Origin of the sequence: Kribbella sp. NPDC051718 (genome assembly GCF_040681515.1) — a bacterium.
Taxonomy (GTDB): Bacteria; Actinomycetota; Actinomycetes; order Propionibacteriales; family Kribbellaceae; genus Kribbella.
Genome location: NZ_JBFAYZ010000024.1, coordinates 1 through 15,772, shown reverse-complemented (window position 1 = coordinate 15,772; position 15,772 = coordinate 1). Strand labels below are relative to the sequence as shown.

The window sequence follows — 15,772 nt, the reverse complement described above, 5'->3', positions numbered from 1 at the left end:
GCCCGCGGATGATCGCTCAATTCTCAGGAATCACCACGTGTTCCAGTCGGTGGCAAGACCACCCGCGGGCACACACCCAACCTAAATGTCGGTGGCAGTGGCTAGGGTGAGAAGCAATGAGGAAGCAGCACGAGTGGTATGACGAGCATGATGCCGAGCGGTGGGTGGCGGAGCCGGTCAAGCGGCCTGGGCGCACCGCGTTCGCGCGTGATCGGGCGCGCGTGCTGCACAGTGCCGCGCTGCGCCGGCTGGCCGCCAAGACGCAGGTCGCGACCGCCGGGAGCGATGACTTCGTCCGCAACAGGCTGACGCACAGTCTCGAGGTCGCCCAGATCGGCCGCGAGCTGGCCAGCACGCTCGGCTGCGATCCGGACATCGTCGACGCGGCCTGCCTGGCGCACGACCTCGGCCATCCGCCGTACGGGCACAACGGGGAGCGGGCGCTCGACCAGCTCGCCGAGAAGATCGGCGGGTTCGAGGGCAATGCGCAGACGCTGCGGCTGCTGACCCGGTTGGAGTCCAAGACGTTCGACGCGGCGGGCCGGAGCGTCGGGCTGAACCTCAGCCGGGCGACGCTCGACGCGGCGACGAAGTACCCGTGGCTGCGGCAGCCGGGGCAACGGAAGTTCGGCGTGTACGACGATGACGCGGCGGTCTTCGACTGGCTGCGGCAGGGGGTCGATGCGGGCGCTGACGCGCGAGCTGGGCGCGGCTCCGGCGGCGAGCGGCGCTGTCTCGAGGCGCAGGTGATGGACTTCGCCGACGACGTGGCGTACTCGGTGCACGACGTCGAGGACGGGATCGTCGCGCACCATGTCGACCTCGGCCAGGTGGACGCCGAGCGGGCGCCGTACTGGGAGACCGTCCGGCGGATCTACTTGCCAGAGGCAACCGATATGGAGCTGGACGAGAGCTGGGAGCGGCTGACCGGACTGCCGTACTGGCCTCGGGCGGCCTTCGACGACAGCCGTCGGGCGCTTGGTGGGCTGAAGGATCTGACCAGTCAACTCATCGGCCGGCTCATGACCGCGACCGAGCAGGCGACCCACTCGCGGTTCGGGCGGTCGCGGCTGATCCGCTATGAGGCGGATCTGGTCGTGCCCGACGGTGTCGCTACGGAGATCGCGTTGCTGAAGAGCATCGGGATGTTCCACGTGCTCAACTCGCCGGAGCGGCAGGCTCGTCGGGCCAGCCAACGTGAACTGCTCACTGAGTTGGTCGAGGCGCTCTGGGAGTCGGCGCCCCGGGATCTGGACGTCGGCTTCGCCGCCGACTTCAAGGACGCTGCGGACGACGACGCCCGCCTCCGCGTGATCATCGACCAGGTCGCCTCCCTCACCGACCCCTCAGCCCTCAGCTGGCACACGAGGTTGGTCAGCCCGAACCGCTGAGTTCGCCTCTTCCTCTGCGTGGCTTATCCGCGCCCGAACATCACGGAAATGCAGCCGCATCGCATCACGAGCAGCCTTCGAGTCACGATCACGCAAGGCATCGACAATCCGCCGGTGATTGGCGATCAGGTCACCCGTTCGATCCGCCGGCTCACCCAGCAGATGCTCCACCTCGTGGTACGTGTCCCAGAACAACCCGATCAGCTGCAGCACCAACTCGTTGCCGCAGTTCTCGTAGAGCAACGCATGGAAGGCCCGGTCAGCACCCGAGTCGTGCGCGATCGCCGTCACCAGCGCCTCGAGCGCGGCCAGCTTCGGCTCGCTGGTACGCGCCTTCGCCACCTCGCCGATCAGCCCGGTCTCCAACAGCTCCCGGACCTCCACCAGATCGCGGATCGCCCGGATCCCATCGGTGGACCGCACCCGGAACGCCAGCGAGGTCGTCAGCCCGGTCAGCGACGCCTGCCCGACGAACGTCCCGTACCCGTGCCGGATATCCACGATCCCCAACGCCTGCAGCGCCCGGATCGCCTCCCGCACGCTGTTCCGGCTGGCGCCGAGCAACTCCATCAGCTGCGGCTCGGTCGGCATCGCGGCTCCGGACGCCAGCCCGCGCTCATGGATCAGCTCGATGATCCGCTCCTCCAGAGCAGCCCCCGCCCGCACCCGCATCACGCCTCCCGTAGTACGCCGAACTTCGGCTGATTCATCCTATGTCCGGCGCCGGCCGTCACCGTTCACATACCGGACATGTACGCCGACGCGGCTGCCTGACGCGAGCGAGCCGGAAGGCTTAATCTCAGTGCCATGACCGACTCGGAACGCATTGTCATCATCGGAGCGAGCCTGGCCGGCGCCAGGGTTGCGGACACGCTGCGCAAGGAGGGCTCGACGGGGGAGATCGTGCTGATCGGCGAGGAGCCGGAGCTGCCCTACGAGCGCCCGCCGCTGTCCAAGACCGTCCTGCTCGGCAAGGAGCAGCCCGAGGTCGCCCAGCTGCACGACCAGGCTTGGTACGACGAGCGGAACATCGAACTCCGCCTGGGTGTCGCGGCGACGGCGATCGACACCGCCGCGCGGACGGTCACCTTGGCCGATGGCAACGAGGTCGGCTACGACAAGCTGCTGATCGCCACGGGCAGCCGGGTGCGCAAGCTCGACGTACCGGGTGGCGACCTGGCCGGCGTGCACTACCTCCGCACGATGGCGGAGTCGAAGGCACTCGCCGAGGCGTACGCCGCGAAGCCACGGGTGGTCGTCGTCGGTGCTGGATGGATCGGGTTGGAGACCGCAGCGACCGCGCGGGAGCGGGGCTGCGAGGTCACCGTCGTCGAGCCGCAGTCGACCGCGCTCGCCTCGGTGCTGGGCCAGCAGATCGGTGACCTGTTCGCCGAACTGCACCGCAGCCATGGGGTCGAGCTGCGATTCGACACCGGCGTCGAGGGCTTCGAGGGCGACGACAAGGTCACCGGCGTCCGGCTCTCGAGCGGTGAGGTACTGCCTGCAGATCTGGTGGTGGTGGGTGTCGGCATCCAGCCGAACACCGAGCTCGCGGAAGCTGCCGGCATCAAGGTGGCGAGCCGCGAGGAAGGGCTGGGCATCCTCACCGGCCCGGACCTGCAGACTTCCGTGCCGGGCGTGTACGCCGCCGGTGACGTGGTTCGCTGGGACCATCCGTTCCTCGGCCGGTCGATCCGCGTCGAGCACTGGCAGAACGCGATGGACAGCGGCAAGGCGGCGGCGAAGGCGATGCTCGGTCAGGAGGTCGCGCAGGACGCGCTTCCGTACTTCTTCAGCGATCAGTACGACGTCAGCCTGGAGTACACGGGCGACGTGCCGCCCGGTACGCCGTACCAGGTCGTGCTGCGCGGCGACCCGGCCTCCGGCGCCTACCTGGCGTTCTGGCTGGCCGATGACAACCACGTCCTGGCGGGCCTGCAGATGAACAGCGGCTGGGACGTCATCGACCCGATCAAGCAGCTGATCCGCTCCAAGAAGCCCGTCGACCCAGCTCGCCTCGCAGACACGTCAGTGGAACTTGCCGACATCTGACCGTTCGACCACCGCCCGGACCCGCTCAGTCGGGTCCGGCGCGGTGGGGTCGTTCAGCCGATCGGTGATCAGGAAGTCCAGCAACTCGAACGCCGCAGCATGCTCGCGCTCGGTCAGTACGAAGGTCCCGCCGACCTCGTCCGCCTCCCAGCCGTTGACCAACGCGTACTCGACGACCGCCCGAACATCCCCGGACGTCGGATAGGCGGTATCCATCGCGCAGGCACCCCACGGCCCGGGCGGCGTGTTGGACAGCAGATCCACTTGCAGCGCACGGCTGTTCTTGCCGTTGCCCCAAACTCGCAGCCGGATCGCCCGATGGCAGTCGTACTCCCCGGGCACATGCGTGATCCGGGCGGTCCATGCACACCGCCGAGCACCGATCCGCAGGGTCCGCAGTCTCGTCTTCATCCGATTCCACCTCACTTCGCAGGCGAGTATCTCTTGGTGTGGCCGTGATCCGAACTGCTTTTCGGGCGGTCGTCGTACTCCGTTGTGTCGGTGGCTTCCGGTGGACCGTAGACTCGGCGCGTGGCGGGCAGGATCAAGGAAGAGGACATCGCGCTGGTGCGCGAGCGGGCTCGGATCGACGAGATCGTCGGCTCCTACGTGACCCTGAAGAACGCGGGTGGCGGATCGCTCAAGGGGCTGTGCCCGTTCCACGACGAGAAGTCGCCGTCGTTCAACGTCACCCCGGCCCGTGGTTTCTTCTACTGCTTCGGCTGCCAAGAGGGCGGCGACGTGATCGACTTCATCCAGAAGATCGATCAGATCAGCTTCCACGAGGCCGTCGAGACACTGGCCGCCAAGGTCGGCATCCAGCTCCGGTACGACGAATCCGGCGCGCCGATCCAGCGCTCGCAGAACAACCAGCGGCCGCGGCTCGTCGAGGCGCACAAGGTCGCCGCGGAGTACTACTCCGAGCAGCTCTTCACCGCGCCGGAGGCGATGCCCGGGCGGCAGTTCCTCGACAAGCGCGGCTTCGACCGCGACGCCGCGGCGACCTTCGGCGTCGGCTTCTCGCCACGCGGCGGCGAGTCGCTGGTGGCGCATCTGCGCGGTCGCGGCTTCACCAACGCCGAGCTGGTCGCCTCGGGTCTTTGCTCCGACGGTCAGCGTGGACTGTACGACCGCTTCCGCGGCCGGCTGATGTGGCCGATCCGCGACGCCGGCGGGGACGTGATCGGATTCGGGGCGCGGCGGCTGTTCGACGACGACAAGATCGAGGCGAAGTACCTCAACACGGGTGAGACCGCGATCTACAAGAAGTCGAAGGTGCTGTACGGCGTGGACCTGGCGCGTCGCGAGATCGCGAAGGGCAAGCAGGCGGTCGTCGTCGAGGGGTACACCGACGTGATGGCTTGCCACCTGGCCGGAGTACAGACTGCTGTCGCCACTTGTGGGACGTCGTTCGGTGAGGACCACTCGCGGGTGTTGCGGCAGCTGTTGCTGGATCACGACCAGTTCCGCGGCGAGGTGATCTTCACTTTCGACGGGGACAGCGCGGGGCAGCGGGCTGCGTTGAAGGCCTTCGAGGGTGATCAGGCGTTTGCGTCGCAGACCTATGTGGCGGTGGAGCCGGACGGGTTGGACCCGTGCGATCTGCGGCTGCAGAAGGGCGATGCGGCGGTGCGGGAGCTGATCGGGCGACGGGTGCCGCTGTACCGGTTCGTACTGTCCAATGTGCTCTCGAAGTACGACCTGGACCGGGCGGATACGCGGATCGATGCGCTGCGCGACGCGGCACGGCTCGTGGTGAGCATTCGAGACCGGTCGAAGGTGGATGCGTTCACGCGCGAGCTGGCTGGGCATCTGGGGATGGAGGTGGATCAGGTGCGTACGGAGGTACATCGTGCTGCTTCTCGTCCTGCCCCGGCTCCGGCTGCTGTGATCGACCGTGGGCCGGTGCAGACGACGAGTGAGGCTCCCGTCGCGCCGCCTCGGGTGGATCTGCCGTCGCCGCGGGACCAGCGGTTCGTGATCGAGTGGGATGTGCTGAAGATCGCGATGCAGTATCCGCACTTGATGGGGACTGCTTTCGACGAGCTGGACGACCAGGACTTCACGCATCCGTGGCTCGCGGCCGTGCGCGGTGCGATGGCCAAGACCGGCGGGCCGGCGAACGCGGCGCCGGGGGAGGCGTGGGTGGTCGCGGTCCGGGAGGCGATGGGGATCGATCCGGCGGCGGCTGTGGTCAGCGCGCTCGCTGTCGATCCGGTACGCCTCGATCGCGACCCGGATGAGATCTATGCGCGGGCGCATCTGGCGCGGCTGCAGGAGCTCACCTGCCTGCGCCGGATCGCCGACCTGAAGTCGAAGTTGCAGCGGACGAACCCGATCGACCGGGCCGACGACTACAACCGGATGTTCGGCGAGTTGATCGCGCTCGAGCGGTACCGCGCCGAACTCCGCGAACAGGCGATCAGCGGCGCGATCTGAGGCTTGGTTATCCACAGCTTCTGAATTACATGGCGATCACCCCTGGTGATCAAGGCACTATCCCTAGTGACAGAGGGAGACTGCCATGCCTGACCTGGACTGCGACCCGGCCGACCTGCACGCCTTGATCGCCTACCTCCGCGACATCGGCCGCCACGAACTGCTGACCACCGAGGAGGTCACCGACCACGCCACCTGGATAGAAGCCGGCCTACTAGCCGCCGACCGCCTAGATCACTGTGCGCCCTCTGCCGAGCTGCACGACGACCTGCAAGCCATCGTCGTGCTGGGAGAGCAGTCGCGCCGGAGAATGATCGAGGGCAATCTGCGCCTCGTGGTGTCACTCGCAAAGCGGTACACCGGCAAAGGCATGTCCCTGCTCGACCTGATCCAGGAAGGCAATCTCGGCCTGATGCGAGCAGTCGAGCGCTTCGACCACAAGCTCGGCCACCGCTTCTCGACGTACGCGATCTGGTGGATCCGCCAGGCAATCGGCCGCGCCATCTCCGACCGCTCCAGACTCGTCCGGATGCCCGCCCAGGCGTACACAGACGCCGGCCGGGTGATCGCGGTCCAGCGCGACCTCACCCAACGACTCGGTCGCGAACCAACAACCGCCGAGGTAGCCGCGGGCGCCTGCCTCACCATCGCCCGAGTCGAGCGCGCATACGCCTGGAAGGTCCGCCCCGAAGTCCTCGACCTGGAGGAGACCGACCAATACGTCGACGACGAGGCGATAGTCCTGCAGGCAGCCCTCCGACGTGATCTGCATTACCAACTGGAGTTTCTCGACGACCTGCAACGGGCAGTCCTCACCCTCCGCTTCGGCCTGACCCGCCCTGCCGCCGCCTCAGCCGAGGAGACCGCCCTCGCCCTGGGCATCACCCCCGAGGAGGTACACACCCTGGAGGCCGAAGCTCTCCGCGCCCTCCGGCCCCGCTGCGCGATCGGCCTCCGCGACTACGCCGCCTGAGCGCCCTCAATAGGGGACGGCTTGGTAGCGGGGTTGGGGTGGGCTGCGATCATGGCGGTGTGCTGAGACTTCGTCGTACGTCGTGGCCGCGCGAGCTGACCGAAGCGGTAGCAGTCGCCTCCAGGCATTCTCCCGGCGGCAAGGAAGACGTCCTGGCCGCGGTCCAGCTGATCGACGGCAACTGGGTCGCCGGCAGCCGCGCGGCGCTCTACCTGCCAACGGAGACCGAAGGCGCGGTACGCCGCGTCGGCTGGGAGAAGATCGAGCGAGCCGGCTGGGACTCAGAGGAGTCGGTCCTGCGCGTCTACGAGACCACTTCCTTCGGTACACCCCTGCGCGCCACCGAACTCAAAGTCGACGACCCCGGCCGCTTCGGCCAGCTACTACGCGAACGCATCGACGCCAGCGTCCTCGTCCAGCGCCACGTCCCACTGGCCGGTAAGAAGGGCGTCCGAGTGGTCGGCCGCCGTAACCCCTCCGAACCCGACAGCCCAGTGAGCTGGAACTTCGTTCTGGACAAGGGATTGGAGCCCACCCAGCCCGGCCTGGTCGACCGCGCCGAAGCCGCTTTGGCAGCCGTCCGGGACGAGTTCGGAATCTGAGCTGGAAGCGATCCCAAATCCCATTTTTGTAGTTGGTCCCAGTCCTGCTAACCTACTCAAGTCCTCGGGATCGCGGACTTAGAAGCACCACGATCCCGCGTAGCTCAATTGGCAGAGCAGCCGGCTGTTAACCGGCAGGTTACTGGTTCGAGTCCAGTCGCGGGAGCAAGACTCAAAGGCCGGTTCCTCACCAGGAACCGGCCTTCCGCATATACAGGGCGCACTGCCCAACCGCGCGACCGCCGCCGCAGCAACCTACGACGGCGAACTCTGCGGCACCTCAGCGCCGCTTGTTCTCCTTACGCCGCTCGATCGCCCGCTGAATCCGGTGCTGCGGCTGCCCGGTCAGCTTCGCGATCAACGGCACCCGGAACTTGTACGCCGCCACGGCAGCCACCACAACCACCAGCAAGATGAAAAAGCCCATCGAACTTCCTTCCATCGGACCTAGCCCCCATCATCCCCCACCCCCACCCCAAAACCCCTCCGTCATCCCCCTGACCCACCCCTGGAATCCGATACCATCACCACGCACGGGGGCGGTAGCTCAGCCGGTTAGAGCAAGGGACTCATAATCCCTGGGTCGTGGGTTCGAGTCCCACCCGCCCCACCAGCAAATTCCCCACGCGCAGCACCCGAACCAGCAGACAGAAGAGTTCGGTCAACTAGCCGAAGCTGGCAAGCCGCTGCTGTTGGGCGTCTCTTCGGCGCTGGGCTGCAGTTGCGGTGTGGGTGGCTTGGGTCAGGGTGCGTTCGAGTCTTGAGGTGTCGCGTTGGGCGGACTGTAGTTGTCGCCAGGTTTGTTCCAGTTCGTCTGTCAGGCGGTCGATCGTGGTCTGGAGGTCTGCGATGTGGTGCTGGTTTGCGTCGACGGCGGATTCGGCTTCGGCGCGTTTCTGCTCGGCATCGCGGTAGTCCGTTTCGACCTTGTCTGCGCGGGCCTGTAGTTCTGCGCGGCGTCGTTGCACTGCTTGCTCGGCTCCGGGGCGGTCCGGGCTCGCGGCGGCTTTGGTGGCTTTGCTTGGGTTCTTGGCCGGCGTGCTGCGCATGGCGCGGGGTCTCATCGGGGCGAGTTTGGCGGGGTGGCCGGTTTCGTCCACGACGCCGAATCCGATGTGGCGTAGTGCGCTCGTCAGGTGCCCGGTGCGTAGTAGTTGCGCGGCGCCGGGGTCGATGAGTGCTGCGTCGAGGGTCTCGGTCAGGCGGTTGGCTACTGCGGGGGTCACGGTCTTGCCGAGTTGTTTGGCCTCTTTCTTGGTGGAGGCGACTAGTTGTTTGACCAGGGCGTGGCGCTTCAGGGTCAGAGCGCGGAGGTGGGCGCCGTCCGCGGAGAGGTGGGCAGCACGCAGGTCCTCGCCGAGTTCGGTGAGGGCGTGGACTCCGTCTGGGTCGGTCCGGACGAGTAGGTTGGCCAGCCAGGCCGCGAGGGTCGGCTTTCGCAGAGCTTTGATTGCTTCCGCGGTTGCGCTGTCGGCGTTCTTGGCCAGTTGGTTGCGGGCAGCGGTGAACTCGTCTGGTGTCAGGCCGTACAGCTCCACGGCCGCCGTGTTGAGATCCACCTCTACACAGTGCCCCGGCTCGGCAGTGCCAGTCTAGGCGTGAGAGCGCACCAAATGCCTTTTAATCGAACAAATATTCGATCCCTGGTGTCATGGACCGTGACGGCTCACTCCAGTTCGACCCGCCGCCGGTTGCATCCAGGGCGTGCTCCGAGGTCCGTGTTCGCTGACGATCTGAACGAGACCGGACCAGCGATCGATAGTCAGACAGGGGAAAAATGCTGTCAATCAGTGTTGGTGGTGCCGTGGCTCTGATATTCCCTGGGTCGTGGGTTCGGGCCTACCAGCAAAGAGCATCCGACGCGCCCTCCGCCGATCGCTCCTCCAGCATCCAAAGCGGGTGAGGCTTATTGTGGACTGATGAGTGGAGGCGAGATCGTGCCCGCCGTTGCGAAGGCTGCGGTTGCGGGGGCGAAGAAGGTTGTTGATGACAAAGCTGATTTGTCGACGCTGCAGAAGCTGGCGGCGGAATCGGCGACGATGCAGGTTGCCGCCGAGAGCTACGCGCGGCGGGTTGCTGTCAAGCAAGCGCTGCTGCTCAAGATCTATCAGCCGCTGGCCCGGTATCTGGGCGTCTCGAGGGCCTATTTCGACACGGACTTCCATGCCGACATGGCCGGCAAGCTGGCTGGGATTCCCGACGAGGAGCTGGTGACGCCGCCGCTGTCGTTGGCGATACCGGCGATGGAAGGGCTTAGCTACTCACTTACTGAGCCGAATCTGAAAAAGATGTATCTGAACCTTCTGGCGACGGCATCAGATGGCCGGTACTCGGCTCATGCGCATCCGGCGTTCGCTGAGATCATCAAGCAGCTGTCGCCGCACGAAGCCGAGTACCTGCTGGAGATGCTGCAAGAGACCCGCCCGATCGTTCAACTCATCCGCAATGTCGCCAGCGGGAGTTTCGACTACATCGACAACCACGTACTCGCAATCGTCGACCGGAAAACCGGCAAACTCAGCGACGAGCCGCTCACGCCGGTCTGGGTCGACAATTGGATTCGGCTGGGATTGGTGACCGTTGACTACACGCGGGTTCTCACGGATGAGCGAGAGTACGACTGGGTCGAGAGGTGTCCGCAGTACCGGCGTGCCATCGAGGGTGACGAGCGCGGGGCCGCGTCGGTCAGCATCGGGCGCGGCATGCTGATGCGGACGGCCTTCGGTGCACGGTTCCACGCTGCTGTGACTGCCGGTGGTCTGCCGTCGGCAGAAGCGGGAGGTTCTCCTTTGGCGCCCGACAGACCGGGGCAGAATCCGTCGGCGTGACGTACGCCGGTCAAATGTGATGCGTGTGTTCAGCTCGAGTGCGCTGAGGGGACTCCGGCAACCGCAGTGAGGCCGAGCGGCTCTGGTGATGAGTTGTCGCGCCCTGATCCGTCATACATCCGACTGGATGTCACGAGACGGAAGGATGATGTGATGACTGCCGATCTGCGGCTGGAGGAGCTGGGTGTGAGCGGGCTGGGGGAGGTCGGCGAGCCGGAGTTCTCGGGGTTGGCCGAGCGGCACCGGCGGGAGCTGCATGTGCACTGCTATCGGATGCTCGGGTCGTTCGAGGACGCTGAGGACACGGTGCAGGAGACGTTTCTGCGGGCGTGGCGGCGGCGGGAGACCTTTGCGGGGCGGTCTACGTTCCGGGCTTGGCTGTACAAGATCGCTACCAATGCGTGCCTGGATCTGCTCGCCAAGGTTCGGCCGGAGGCTGCGGCTGGTGGGGAGGTGTTGTGGTTGCAGCCTTATCCGGATCGGTTGCTGGATGAGTTGCCTGCGGGGGATGGGGACGGGCCGGAGGCAGTTGCTGTTGCGCGGGAGACGGTCGAGTTGGCGTACCTGGTCGCAGTACAGCATCTGGCGCCGCGGCCGCGGGCTGTGCTGATTCTGCGGGATGTACTCGGGTGGCCGGCGAAGGATGTCGCGGAGATGCTCGGGGACTCGGTCAACTCGGTGAACAGCGCGCTGCAGCGGGCGCGGGCCGGCATGCGCGAGCACTTGCCCGCTGAGCGGCAGGACTGGACTGGTGGCGAGGAGGACGCTGGCACACGCGAGCTGGTACGCCGGTACGCCGAAGCCAGCGTGACCACCGACATCACCACGCTTGCGGGCCTCCTGCGCGACGATGTCCGCTCGTCGATGCCACCCACGCCGGGCCTGTACGTCGGCCGCGAAGCGGTGGTGGGCGACTGGGTTGGGAGCGGCTTCGAAGGCATGACGGGCCTGCGTGGCGTCGTCACCTCCGTGAACCGGCAGCCCGCCATCGCCTTCTACCAGTGGCGCCAGCAGGAGAACGCCTACCTGCCCCTGACACTCGACGTCCTGCGCATCACCGGCGGGGCGATCACCGAGATCACCACGTTCCACGCCAACCAGTTTTCACGCCTAGCCCTACCGGACCACCTACCACCGGACGGCAAGCGCCAGCTCCCGAAGGACAGCACGGGCCTGCTTCCGGGCGACGGGGCGCGGCGGCTTCCAGGCGACGGAGGGACGGCATGAGCAGCGCGAACGACGCCGGGGTTGTGGCGAGCGCGGTATCGGGTCGGGGGAGTTATGTCCAGCGGGTCCGTGGGCTTGTCGGCAGGGGGTTCGTCGGTGTGCTCGTGGCGATGGTTGCTACCACGGGTGTTGCTGCGCTTGTCGGGGCTGCCGGCGTCGAGTTCGAGGTGCCGGCCGGTGGGGAGAGGATTCCGTTGGGCGGGTTTGCTGTGGTGACCGGGTTCTTCTCGGTTGTGGGTGTTGGCATTGCCGCGGCCTTTCTTCGGTGGAGCGCCCGGCCCGCCAAGCGATTCGTGTGGACGGCCGTGTCGTTGACTGCGGTCTCGCTGGTACCGCCGCTTCTTGCCGGCGCGACCAGCTCCGCGACCGGGGCTCTTGTCGCGCTACACCTCGTTGCCGCGACGGTGATGATTCCAACACTGGTACGCGGCCTAGTACGGGCGGCGGAGTTCGTCGGCTCGGACGGGTAGCTGGATCAGCAGTTGGTTGAGGTTCTTCTCGATCGTTCGGCCGTCGCCCATCCACCAAGCGGGCGGGTTTCGGTTGAGGGAGACGAGGATTTGGTCGGACAGAATTTGTAGGTCGTGCCTGAGGACGCTGATGAAGAGGTCTGAGCCGGGCCAGCTGAGGTCGCCGCCGGCTGAGGTGTAGGTGGTGAGGATTCGATTGAGCTGGGCTGGGTCGCCGGCGGCGAAGATGTGGGCGACCCGGCCGGCTTCGAGGGCGGCGCTGTCGACTCGGACGCTGTCCCAGTCGACGAGCACCGGGCCGGTGGGAGTCATCAGCAGGTTGTGGGTTTTGAAGTCGCCGTGGGTTGTGACCGGGTCGGGGGCGACTTCGCACAGCTCCTCGATCCGGGTCGACAGGTCGAGGACAGTGGGAAGGCAGTCGCGGGCGAGCGAAGACCAGGACCGATCAAGTCGCTGGGCCTCGTCGATCCATTCTTCCCAGGTTGCGCGGGGCCAGAGTGGGCCTCGCCACCAGTCCGGTAGTCCGACGTCATTCAGCGGTTCCAGTTGGTGGATCTGGGCCATCGTCCGGCCCAGCCAGTCGGCAAGGTCGTCGTTGGGGCGCAGCGGGCGGTGGTCGATCCAGGGGTTGACGCGGAAGAGCCGATCGTTGATTCGAGCAACGGACCCCAGCCAGGGATGGACCGGCGGGACAGGCTCCGCCATGTCGATGCCCGCCTCGAGGGCGCGGCGCTCAAAGGCCATTGCGGCCTCGAGTTGATCGGGTAGCCCACCCGGGGTGAACTGCAGGCCGTTACCGTCCCAGGCGCCTTTCACGAAGTAGCTACCCCGAGTCGTATCGAGTCGCCAGGTCTCCGTGGCGCCCCGTCTGACGAACACCAGGTCGGTCAGTGGGCGCCCGAGATCGAAGGCGTGCGCGACGGCCTCCGCGGTCGGTGAGTCCATGGTTCACCAACGGGTGCTACCGGCACGGAGTTCCGATCAGGACTCCCGCCAGGCGTGTTCGGCGAAGCTGAAGAGGCGGTGGGGGGTCATGCGTAGCCAGGCGGTTGCCCAGTCGAGGGTGCCGCCGTTGTTGCGTTGTTCGGTGAGGTCCAGGACTTCGGTCGGGGCCGTTGTGAGGACCTCGGCGGGGCCTTCGGTGAGGACGGCGGCGTGGGTCTCGTGTTCGCCTTCCAGTACAGAGAGGGCCAGCCAGGGATTGGCCTGTACGTTGCGGAGGCGGATCGCGTTGCCCAGCGTGGGGAGCCAGAAGGACTCTGCATGGACCGTGAAGAGCGTCGGGGCGGCGTGGGCTCGGCCGTCGGCTCGGGTGGTGGAGGCGAGCGCGTAGCTTCGGCGGGCCAGGTACACGGCCAGTTGCGGTCCGGTCAGCCGTCGTTCCGGTGGGTACGCCGTGCGTACGGCCCCGCCCTTGCTGAACGACGCCTCCTGCAGATCTCCCAGCCACGTTGCCAGATTCGGATCATCCACGCGTTGGATCCTAAGGGGCCAGGTACTGGTCGGGTAGGGATGGCCAGCGTTGGGAGGCCCAGCTCGACCAGGTTGGGTGGTCGGAGGGGACGGGCGGAATGACCGAGCCGAGGAGTTCTTCGTCGTCGGGGGCTTCGAACTGGGTTCGCCAGTCCGCCAGTTCGGCATCCGTGATGTGGAAGGTTTCCTGGGGAGTGGTGGCGAAGCGGTTGGTGATGCGTCGGCGTTGCTCTTCGTGGTCTATCGGCAGGTAGACGACCTGGCAGTGGGCGCCGACGGTGCCGGCGATCCAGCGGAGGGCGGAGCGTTCGTCTTCGCTCCAGAAGCCGAAGTCGAGGACGACGTCGGTGCCCAGTTCGGCGGTGCGCATGCCGAGCTGGATCAGCTTGCCTTCGATCAGGTCGCGTTCGTCCGGCGGGTTCTGGTCGCCGAAGAGGGCGATCTGCCATTCGTCTGTCGTGAGGCGCAGGGCCGGGACACTGAGTTCCAGTTGCTTTGCGTGGGTTGTTTTGCCGGCGCCGGGGAGGCCGACGATCAGGTAGACGGTTGCGGGCATGCAGACAGGTGTACCAGCGACGCCCTCAAGGGCGGGGGAGCCAGGGGGTGTTGAGGGAGATGCCCGCGGCAGCCGCGATCCGGTTGCGGGAGTTGAGTAGGCGGGTTCTCAACCCGGCCAGGTCCACGTCCACCAGTACGCCGTCGCGCTTGACCACCCGCCCCGCGACGAGAACCGTGTCGACCAGCCCGGGGTGCCCGGCGCTCACGATGGTGGCGATCGGGTCGGTGACTGGGAAGACGGTCAGGTCGTCCGTGCGGAGCAGGATGAGGTCGGCGTCCTTGCCGGGGGTGATGCTGCCGGTACGAGACTCCAGCCCGCAGGAGCGGGCGGCGTCGATGGTGGTGAACTCGACCAGGTCGCGGGAGCGGAGCCCGCCGTCCAGACCGCGTTGGGCCGCGAAGGCGGTACGCATTGTGGAGAACAGGTCGCCGCCGACCGATGGGACGTCGTCGACGGACAGCGTCGGGCGCAGACCGGCGGCCAGGGCGCGGCCGGTCAAGGGAAAGCCGAAGCCCATCTTCAGTTCGACGTCCGGGCTGATCGAGAGCGAACTGCCTGCGTCGGCGAGCATTCGGAGTTCTTCGTCACTGATGCCGTTGCCGTGTACGAAGGTCGTGGTGTCGCGAAGCAGACCGTGCTCGTGCAGGTCGCCGACCGGACGTTGGGTGCCCTCGGCAACGATGTGCAGGCTGGTCCGGAGGTCGAGCTCGGCAGCCAGCTTCAGCTCCCGCGCGACGGTGTCCATGCTGGTGTCCTCGGGACCGCGCAGACCCCACGCGAGCGTCACGAGCCCGTCGCCGGACAGGTCAGCACGAACGCGGCGGATGTCGTCGTCGACGGAGCGAGGGGTGGCCCAGCCGGCGCCGAGGCAGAAGATCGAGCGCGCCGGAGCGTCGCGCAGTGCGGCGATCGCGGCGTCCTCGTGCTCGTGGGTCTGCGCTACGTGGTACCAGTCCAGCATCGTCGTGACGCCGGAGTGCAGCGCCTCCAGCCGGCCGAGCAACGTGCCCACGTACACGTCCTCGGGCTGGTAGTGCGGCTTGACCGTGCCATGCATGGCGACCGCCCACTCGGGGAAGGTCCAGTCCGAACCGACACCCCGGAACGCGGTCTGCCACGAGTGCCTGTGGTTGTCGACGAACCCGGGCATGACGATCCGGTCCTCGCGGGCGACGCCGCCTGACGGATCCGGCGCCGGCAACGGGTTCTGGCATCGGCGCCAGCACGGGGTCCGGTTGCCCTTGGCGGGGTGTGCGCGGGACCTCGGCTTTCACCGCGACGGAGACATCCCAGGCCTTGAGGGTGTCAAGCGGCGAGTGTTTGGGGTTGGTGTTGCCAGGCGGTGGTTTCGTTGTAGAGGGTGCGGGTTTTGAGGCAGCCGTGGAGGATGCCGACGAGTCGGTTGGCGAGTTGGCGTAGGGCGGGGTTGTGGTCGATTCCGCGGGCTCGTTGTTTGTCGTAGTAGGCGCGGGCTCCGGGTGAGGCGGTGAGTGCGGACAGGGCTTGGCCCATGAGTGCGTCGATGAGCCGGTCGTTGTGGACGAATCGGGCCAGGGCGATTTTCTTCTTGCCCGAGGCGCGGGTGATCGGGCTGGTCGCGGCGTAGTTCTTGCGGGCTTTGGCGCTGGTGTAGCGGTCGGTGTCGTCGCCGAACTCTGCGAGTACCCGGGCGCCGAAGATCGTTCCCAGGCCGGGCTGGGACAACACGATTTCAGCGTCCGGGTGCCGGCCAAAATGTGCCTCCACCTCGCCTTGCAG

At 66.8% G+C, this 15,772-nt stretch carries 17 protein-coding genes and 2 tRNA genes; 10 read left to right on the top strand and 9 right to left on the bottom strand.

The features are described from left to right. The first annotated feature begins 116 nt into the window (after positions 1 to 116). Positions 117 to 1,391 carry a deoxyguanosinetriphosphate triphosphohydrolase gene (locus AB0M15_RS41555; RefSeq protein WP_363832841.1) on the top strand — a complete coding sequence of 425 codons (1,275 nt, stop codon included), beginning with the start codon at positions 117 to 119 and terminating at the stop codon, positions 1,389 to 1,391. On the opposite strand, the gene AB0M15_RS41550 is transcribed toward AB0M15_RS41555, so the two are convergent. Continuing rightward, positions 1,347 to 2,063, bottom strand: a complete 717-nt coding sequence (locus AB0M15_RS41550; RefSeq protein WP_363832838.1) for a FadR/GntR family transcriptional regulator — start codon at positions 2,061 to 2,063, stop codon at positions 1,347 to 1,349. The genes AB0M15_RS41555 and AB0M15_RS41550 overlap by 45 nt on opposite strands. Before the next feature lie 135 nt (positions 2,064 to 2,198). Here AB0M15_RS41550 and AB0M15_RS41545 point away from each other — a divergent pair, with 135 nt between their 5' ends. Then, positions 2,199 to 3,443, top strand: coding sequence for an FAD/NAD(P)-binding oxidoreductase (locus AB0M15_RS41545; protein WP_363832835.1), 1,245 nt, complete (start codon positions 2,199 to 2,201; stop codon positions 3,441 to 3,443). Here the strand turns inward: AB0M15_RS41545 and AB0M15_RS41540 are convergent. Next, on the bottom strand, positions 3,420 to 3,854 hold the full coding sequence (locus AB0M15_RS41540) for a hypothetical protein (RefSeq protein WP_363832833.1): 435 nt from the start codon (positions 3,852 to 3,854) through the stop codon (positions 3,420 to 3,422). The genes AB0M15_RS41545 and AB0M15_RS41540 overlap by 24 nt on opposite strands. Before the next feature lie 120 nt (positions 3,855 to 3,974). Here AB0M15_RS41540 and dnaG point away from each other — a divergent pair, with 120 nt between their 5' ends. The 4 genes from dnaG to AB0M15_RS41520 all read left to right on the top strand — a co-directional run bounded on the left by dnaG (position 3,975) and on the right by AB0M15_RS41520 (position 7,623). Further along, on the top strand, positions 3,975 to 5,882 hold the full coding sequence (gene dnaG / locus AB0M15_RS41535; RefSeq protein WP_363832831.1) for a DNA primase: 1,908 nt from the start codon (positions 3,975 to 3,977) through the stop codon (positions 5,880 to 5,882). 85 nt (positions 5,883 to 5,967) lie between these two features. Further along, positions 5,968 to 6,855 (top strand): sigma-70 family RNA polymerase sigma factor, encoded by an 888-nt coding sequence (locus AB0M15_RS41530; protein WP_363832830.1) that lies wholly within the window; start codon positions 5,968 to 5,970, stop codon positions 6,853 to 6,855. 59 nt (positions 6,856 to 6,914) lie between these two features. Beyond that, on the top strand, positions 6,915 to 7,457 hold the full coding sequence (locus tag AB0M15_RS41525; RefSeq protein WP_363832827.1) for a hypothetical protein: 543 nt from the start codon (positions 6,915 to 6,917) through the stop codon (positions 7,455 to 7,457). Positions 7,458 to 7,550: 93 nt separating this feature from the next. After that, a tRNA-Asn gene (locus AB0M15_RS41520) sits at positions 7,551 to 7,623 on the top strand. Positions 7,624 to 7,737: 114 nt separating this feature from the next. Here the strand turns inward: AB0M15_RS41520 and AB0M15_RS41515 are convergent. Continuing rightward, a complete protein-coding gene (locus tag AB0M15_RS41515; protein WP_363832825.1) occupies positions 7,738 to 7,884 on the bottom strand; it encodes a hypothetical protein in 147 nt (48 codons plus the stop codon). Between the two features lie 109 nt (positions 7,885 to 7,993). Here AB0M15_RS41515 and AB0M15_RS41510 point away from each other — a divergent pair. After that, positions 7,994 to 8,070, top strand: a tRNA-Ile gene (locus tag AB0M15_RS41510). Positions 8,071 to 8,122: 52 nt separating this feature from the next. On the opposite strand, the gene AB0M15_RS41505 is transcribed toward AB0M15_RS41510, so the two are convergent. Continuing rightward, a complete protein-coding gene (locus AB0M15_RS41505; RefSeq protein WP_363832823.1) occupies positions 8,123 to 9,016 on the bottom strand; it encodes a hypothetical protein in 894 nt (297 codons plus the stop codon). Between the two features lie 360 nt (positions 9,017 to 9,376). Between AB0M15_RS41505 and AB0M15_RS41500 the strand changes: the two genes are divergently transcribed. From AB0M15_RS41500 to AB0M15_RS41490, 3 genes are all read left to right on the top strand, one after another. Then, positions 9,377 to 10,285 (top strand): DUF4393 domain-containing protein, encoded by a 909-nt coding sequence (locus tag AB0M15_RS41500; RefSeq protein WP_363832821.1) that lies wholly within the window; start codon positions 9,377 to 9,379, stop codon positions 10,283 to 10,285. 153 nt (positions 10,286 to 10,438) lie between these two features. After that, positions 10,439 to 11,512: an RNA polymerase subunit sigma-70 gene (locus tag AB0M15_RS41495; protein ID WP_363832819.1), complete on the top strand. Its 1,074-nt coding sequence runs from the start codon at positions 10,439 to 10,441 to the stop codon at positions 11,510 to 11,512. Beyond that, complete coding sequence (locus tag AB0M15_RS41490; RefSeq protein ID WP_363832817.1) at positions 11,509 to 11,982, top strand: DUF6069 family protein; 474 nt, start codon at positions 11,509 to 11,511, stop codon at positions 11,980 to 11,982. Before AB0M15_RS41495 ends, AB0M15_RS41490 begins: the two co-directional genes overlap by 4 nt. Here the strand turns inward: AB0M15_RS41490 and AB0M15_RS41485 are convergent. From AB0M15_RS41485 to AB0M15_RS41465, 5 genes are all read right to left on the bottom strand, one after another. Then, on the bottom strand, positions 11,944 to 12,927 hold the full coding sequence (locus tag AB0M15_RS41485) for an aminoglycoside phosphotransferase family protein (RefSeq protein ID WP_363832814.1): 984 nt from the start codon (positions 12,925 to 12,927) through the stop codon (positions 11,944 to 11,946). The two genes, AB0M15_RS41490 and AB0M15_RS41485, sit on opposite strands and share 39 nt — an antisense overlap. 36 nt (positions 12,928 to 12,963) lie before the next feature. After that, complete coding sequence (locus tag AB0M15_RS41480; protein WP_363832812.1) at positions 12,964 to 13,455, bottom strand: pyridoxamine 5'-phosphate oxidase family protein; 492 nt, start codon at positions 13,453 to 13,455, stop codon at positions 12,964 to 12,966. A gap of 10 nt (positions 13,456 to 13,465) precedes the next feature. Next, a complete protein-coding gene (locus tag AB0M15_RS41475; RefSeq protein WP_363832810.1) occupies positions 13,466 to 14,011 on the bottom strand; it encodes an ATP-binding protein in 546 nt (181 codons plus the stop codon). A gap of 25 nt (positions 14,012 to 14,036) precedes the next feature. Further along, the gene (locus tag AB0M15_RS41470; RefSeq protein WP_363832808.1) at positions 14,037 to 15,215 is read right to left on the bottom strand and encodes an amidohydrolase family protein; all 1,179 of its coding nucleotides are present in this window, start codon (positions 15,213 to 15,215) and stop codon (positions 14,037 to 14,039) included. Between the two features lie 104 nt (positions 15,216 to 15,319). Continuing rightward, the coding region (locus AB0M15_RS41465; protein ID WP_363832806.1) for a transposase at positions 15,320 to 15,772 on the bottom strand (453 nt) is incomplete at its 5' end.

Coding starts and splice junctions, on each gene's coding strand:
- AB0M15_RS41550 (WP_363832838.1), bottom strand. CDS start 2,063: ATGCGGGTGCGGGCGGGGGCTGCTCTGGAGGAGCGGATCATCGAGCTG.
- AB0M15_RS41485 (WP_363832814.1), bottom strand. CDS start 12,927: ATGGACTCACCGACCGCGGAGGCCGTCGCGCACGCCTTCGATCTCGGG.
- AB0M15_RS41540 (WP_363832833.1), bottom strand. CDS start 3,854: ATGAAGACGAGACTGCGGACCCTGCGGATCGGTGCTCGGCGGTGTGCA.
- AB0M15_RS41545 (WP_363832835.1), top strand. CDS start 2,199: ATGACCGACTCGGAACGCATTGTCATCATCGGAGCGAGCCTGGCCGGC.
- AB0M15_RS41490 (WP_363832817.1), top strand. CDS start 11,509: ATGAGCAGCGCGAACGACGCCGGGGTTGTGGCGAGCGCGGTATCGGGT.
- AB0M15_RS41515 (WP_363832825.1), bottom strand. CDS start 7,884: ATGGGCTTTTTCATCTTGCTGGTGGTTGTGGTGGCTGCCGTGGCGGCG.
- AB0M15_RS41555 (WP_363832841.1), top strand. CDS start 117: ATGAGGAAGCAGCACGAGTGGTATGACGAGCATGATGCCGAGCGGTGG.
- AB0M15_RS41530 (WP_363832830.1), top strand. CDS start 5,968: ATGCCTGACCTGGACTGCGACCCGGCCGACCTGCACGCCTTGATCGCC.
- AB0M15_RS41500 (WP_363832821.1), top strand. CDS start 9,377: ATGAGTGGAGGCGAGATCGTGCCCGCCGTTGCGAAGGCTGCGGTTGCG.
- AB0M15_RS41475 (WP_363832810.1), bottom strand. CDS start 14,011: ATGCCCGCAACCGTCTACCTGATCGTCGGCCTCCCCGGCGCCGGCAAA.
- AB0M15_RS41495 (WP_363832819.1), top strand. CDS start 10,439: ATGACTGCCGATCTGCGGCTGGAGGAGCTGGGTGTGAGCGGGCTGGGG.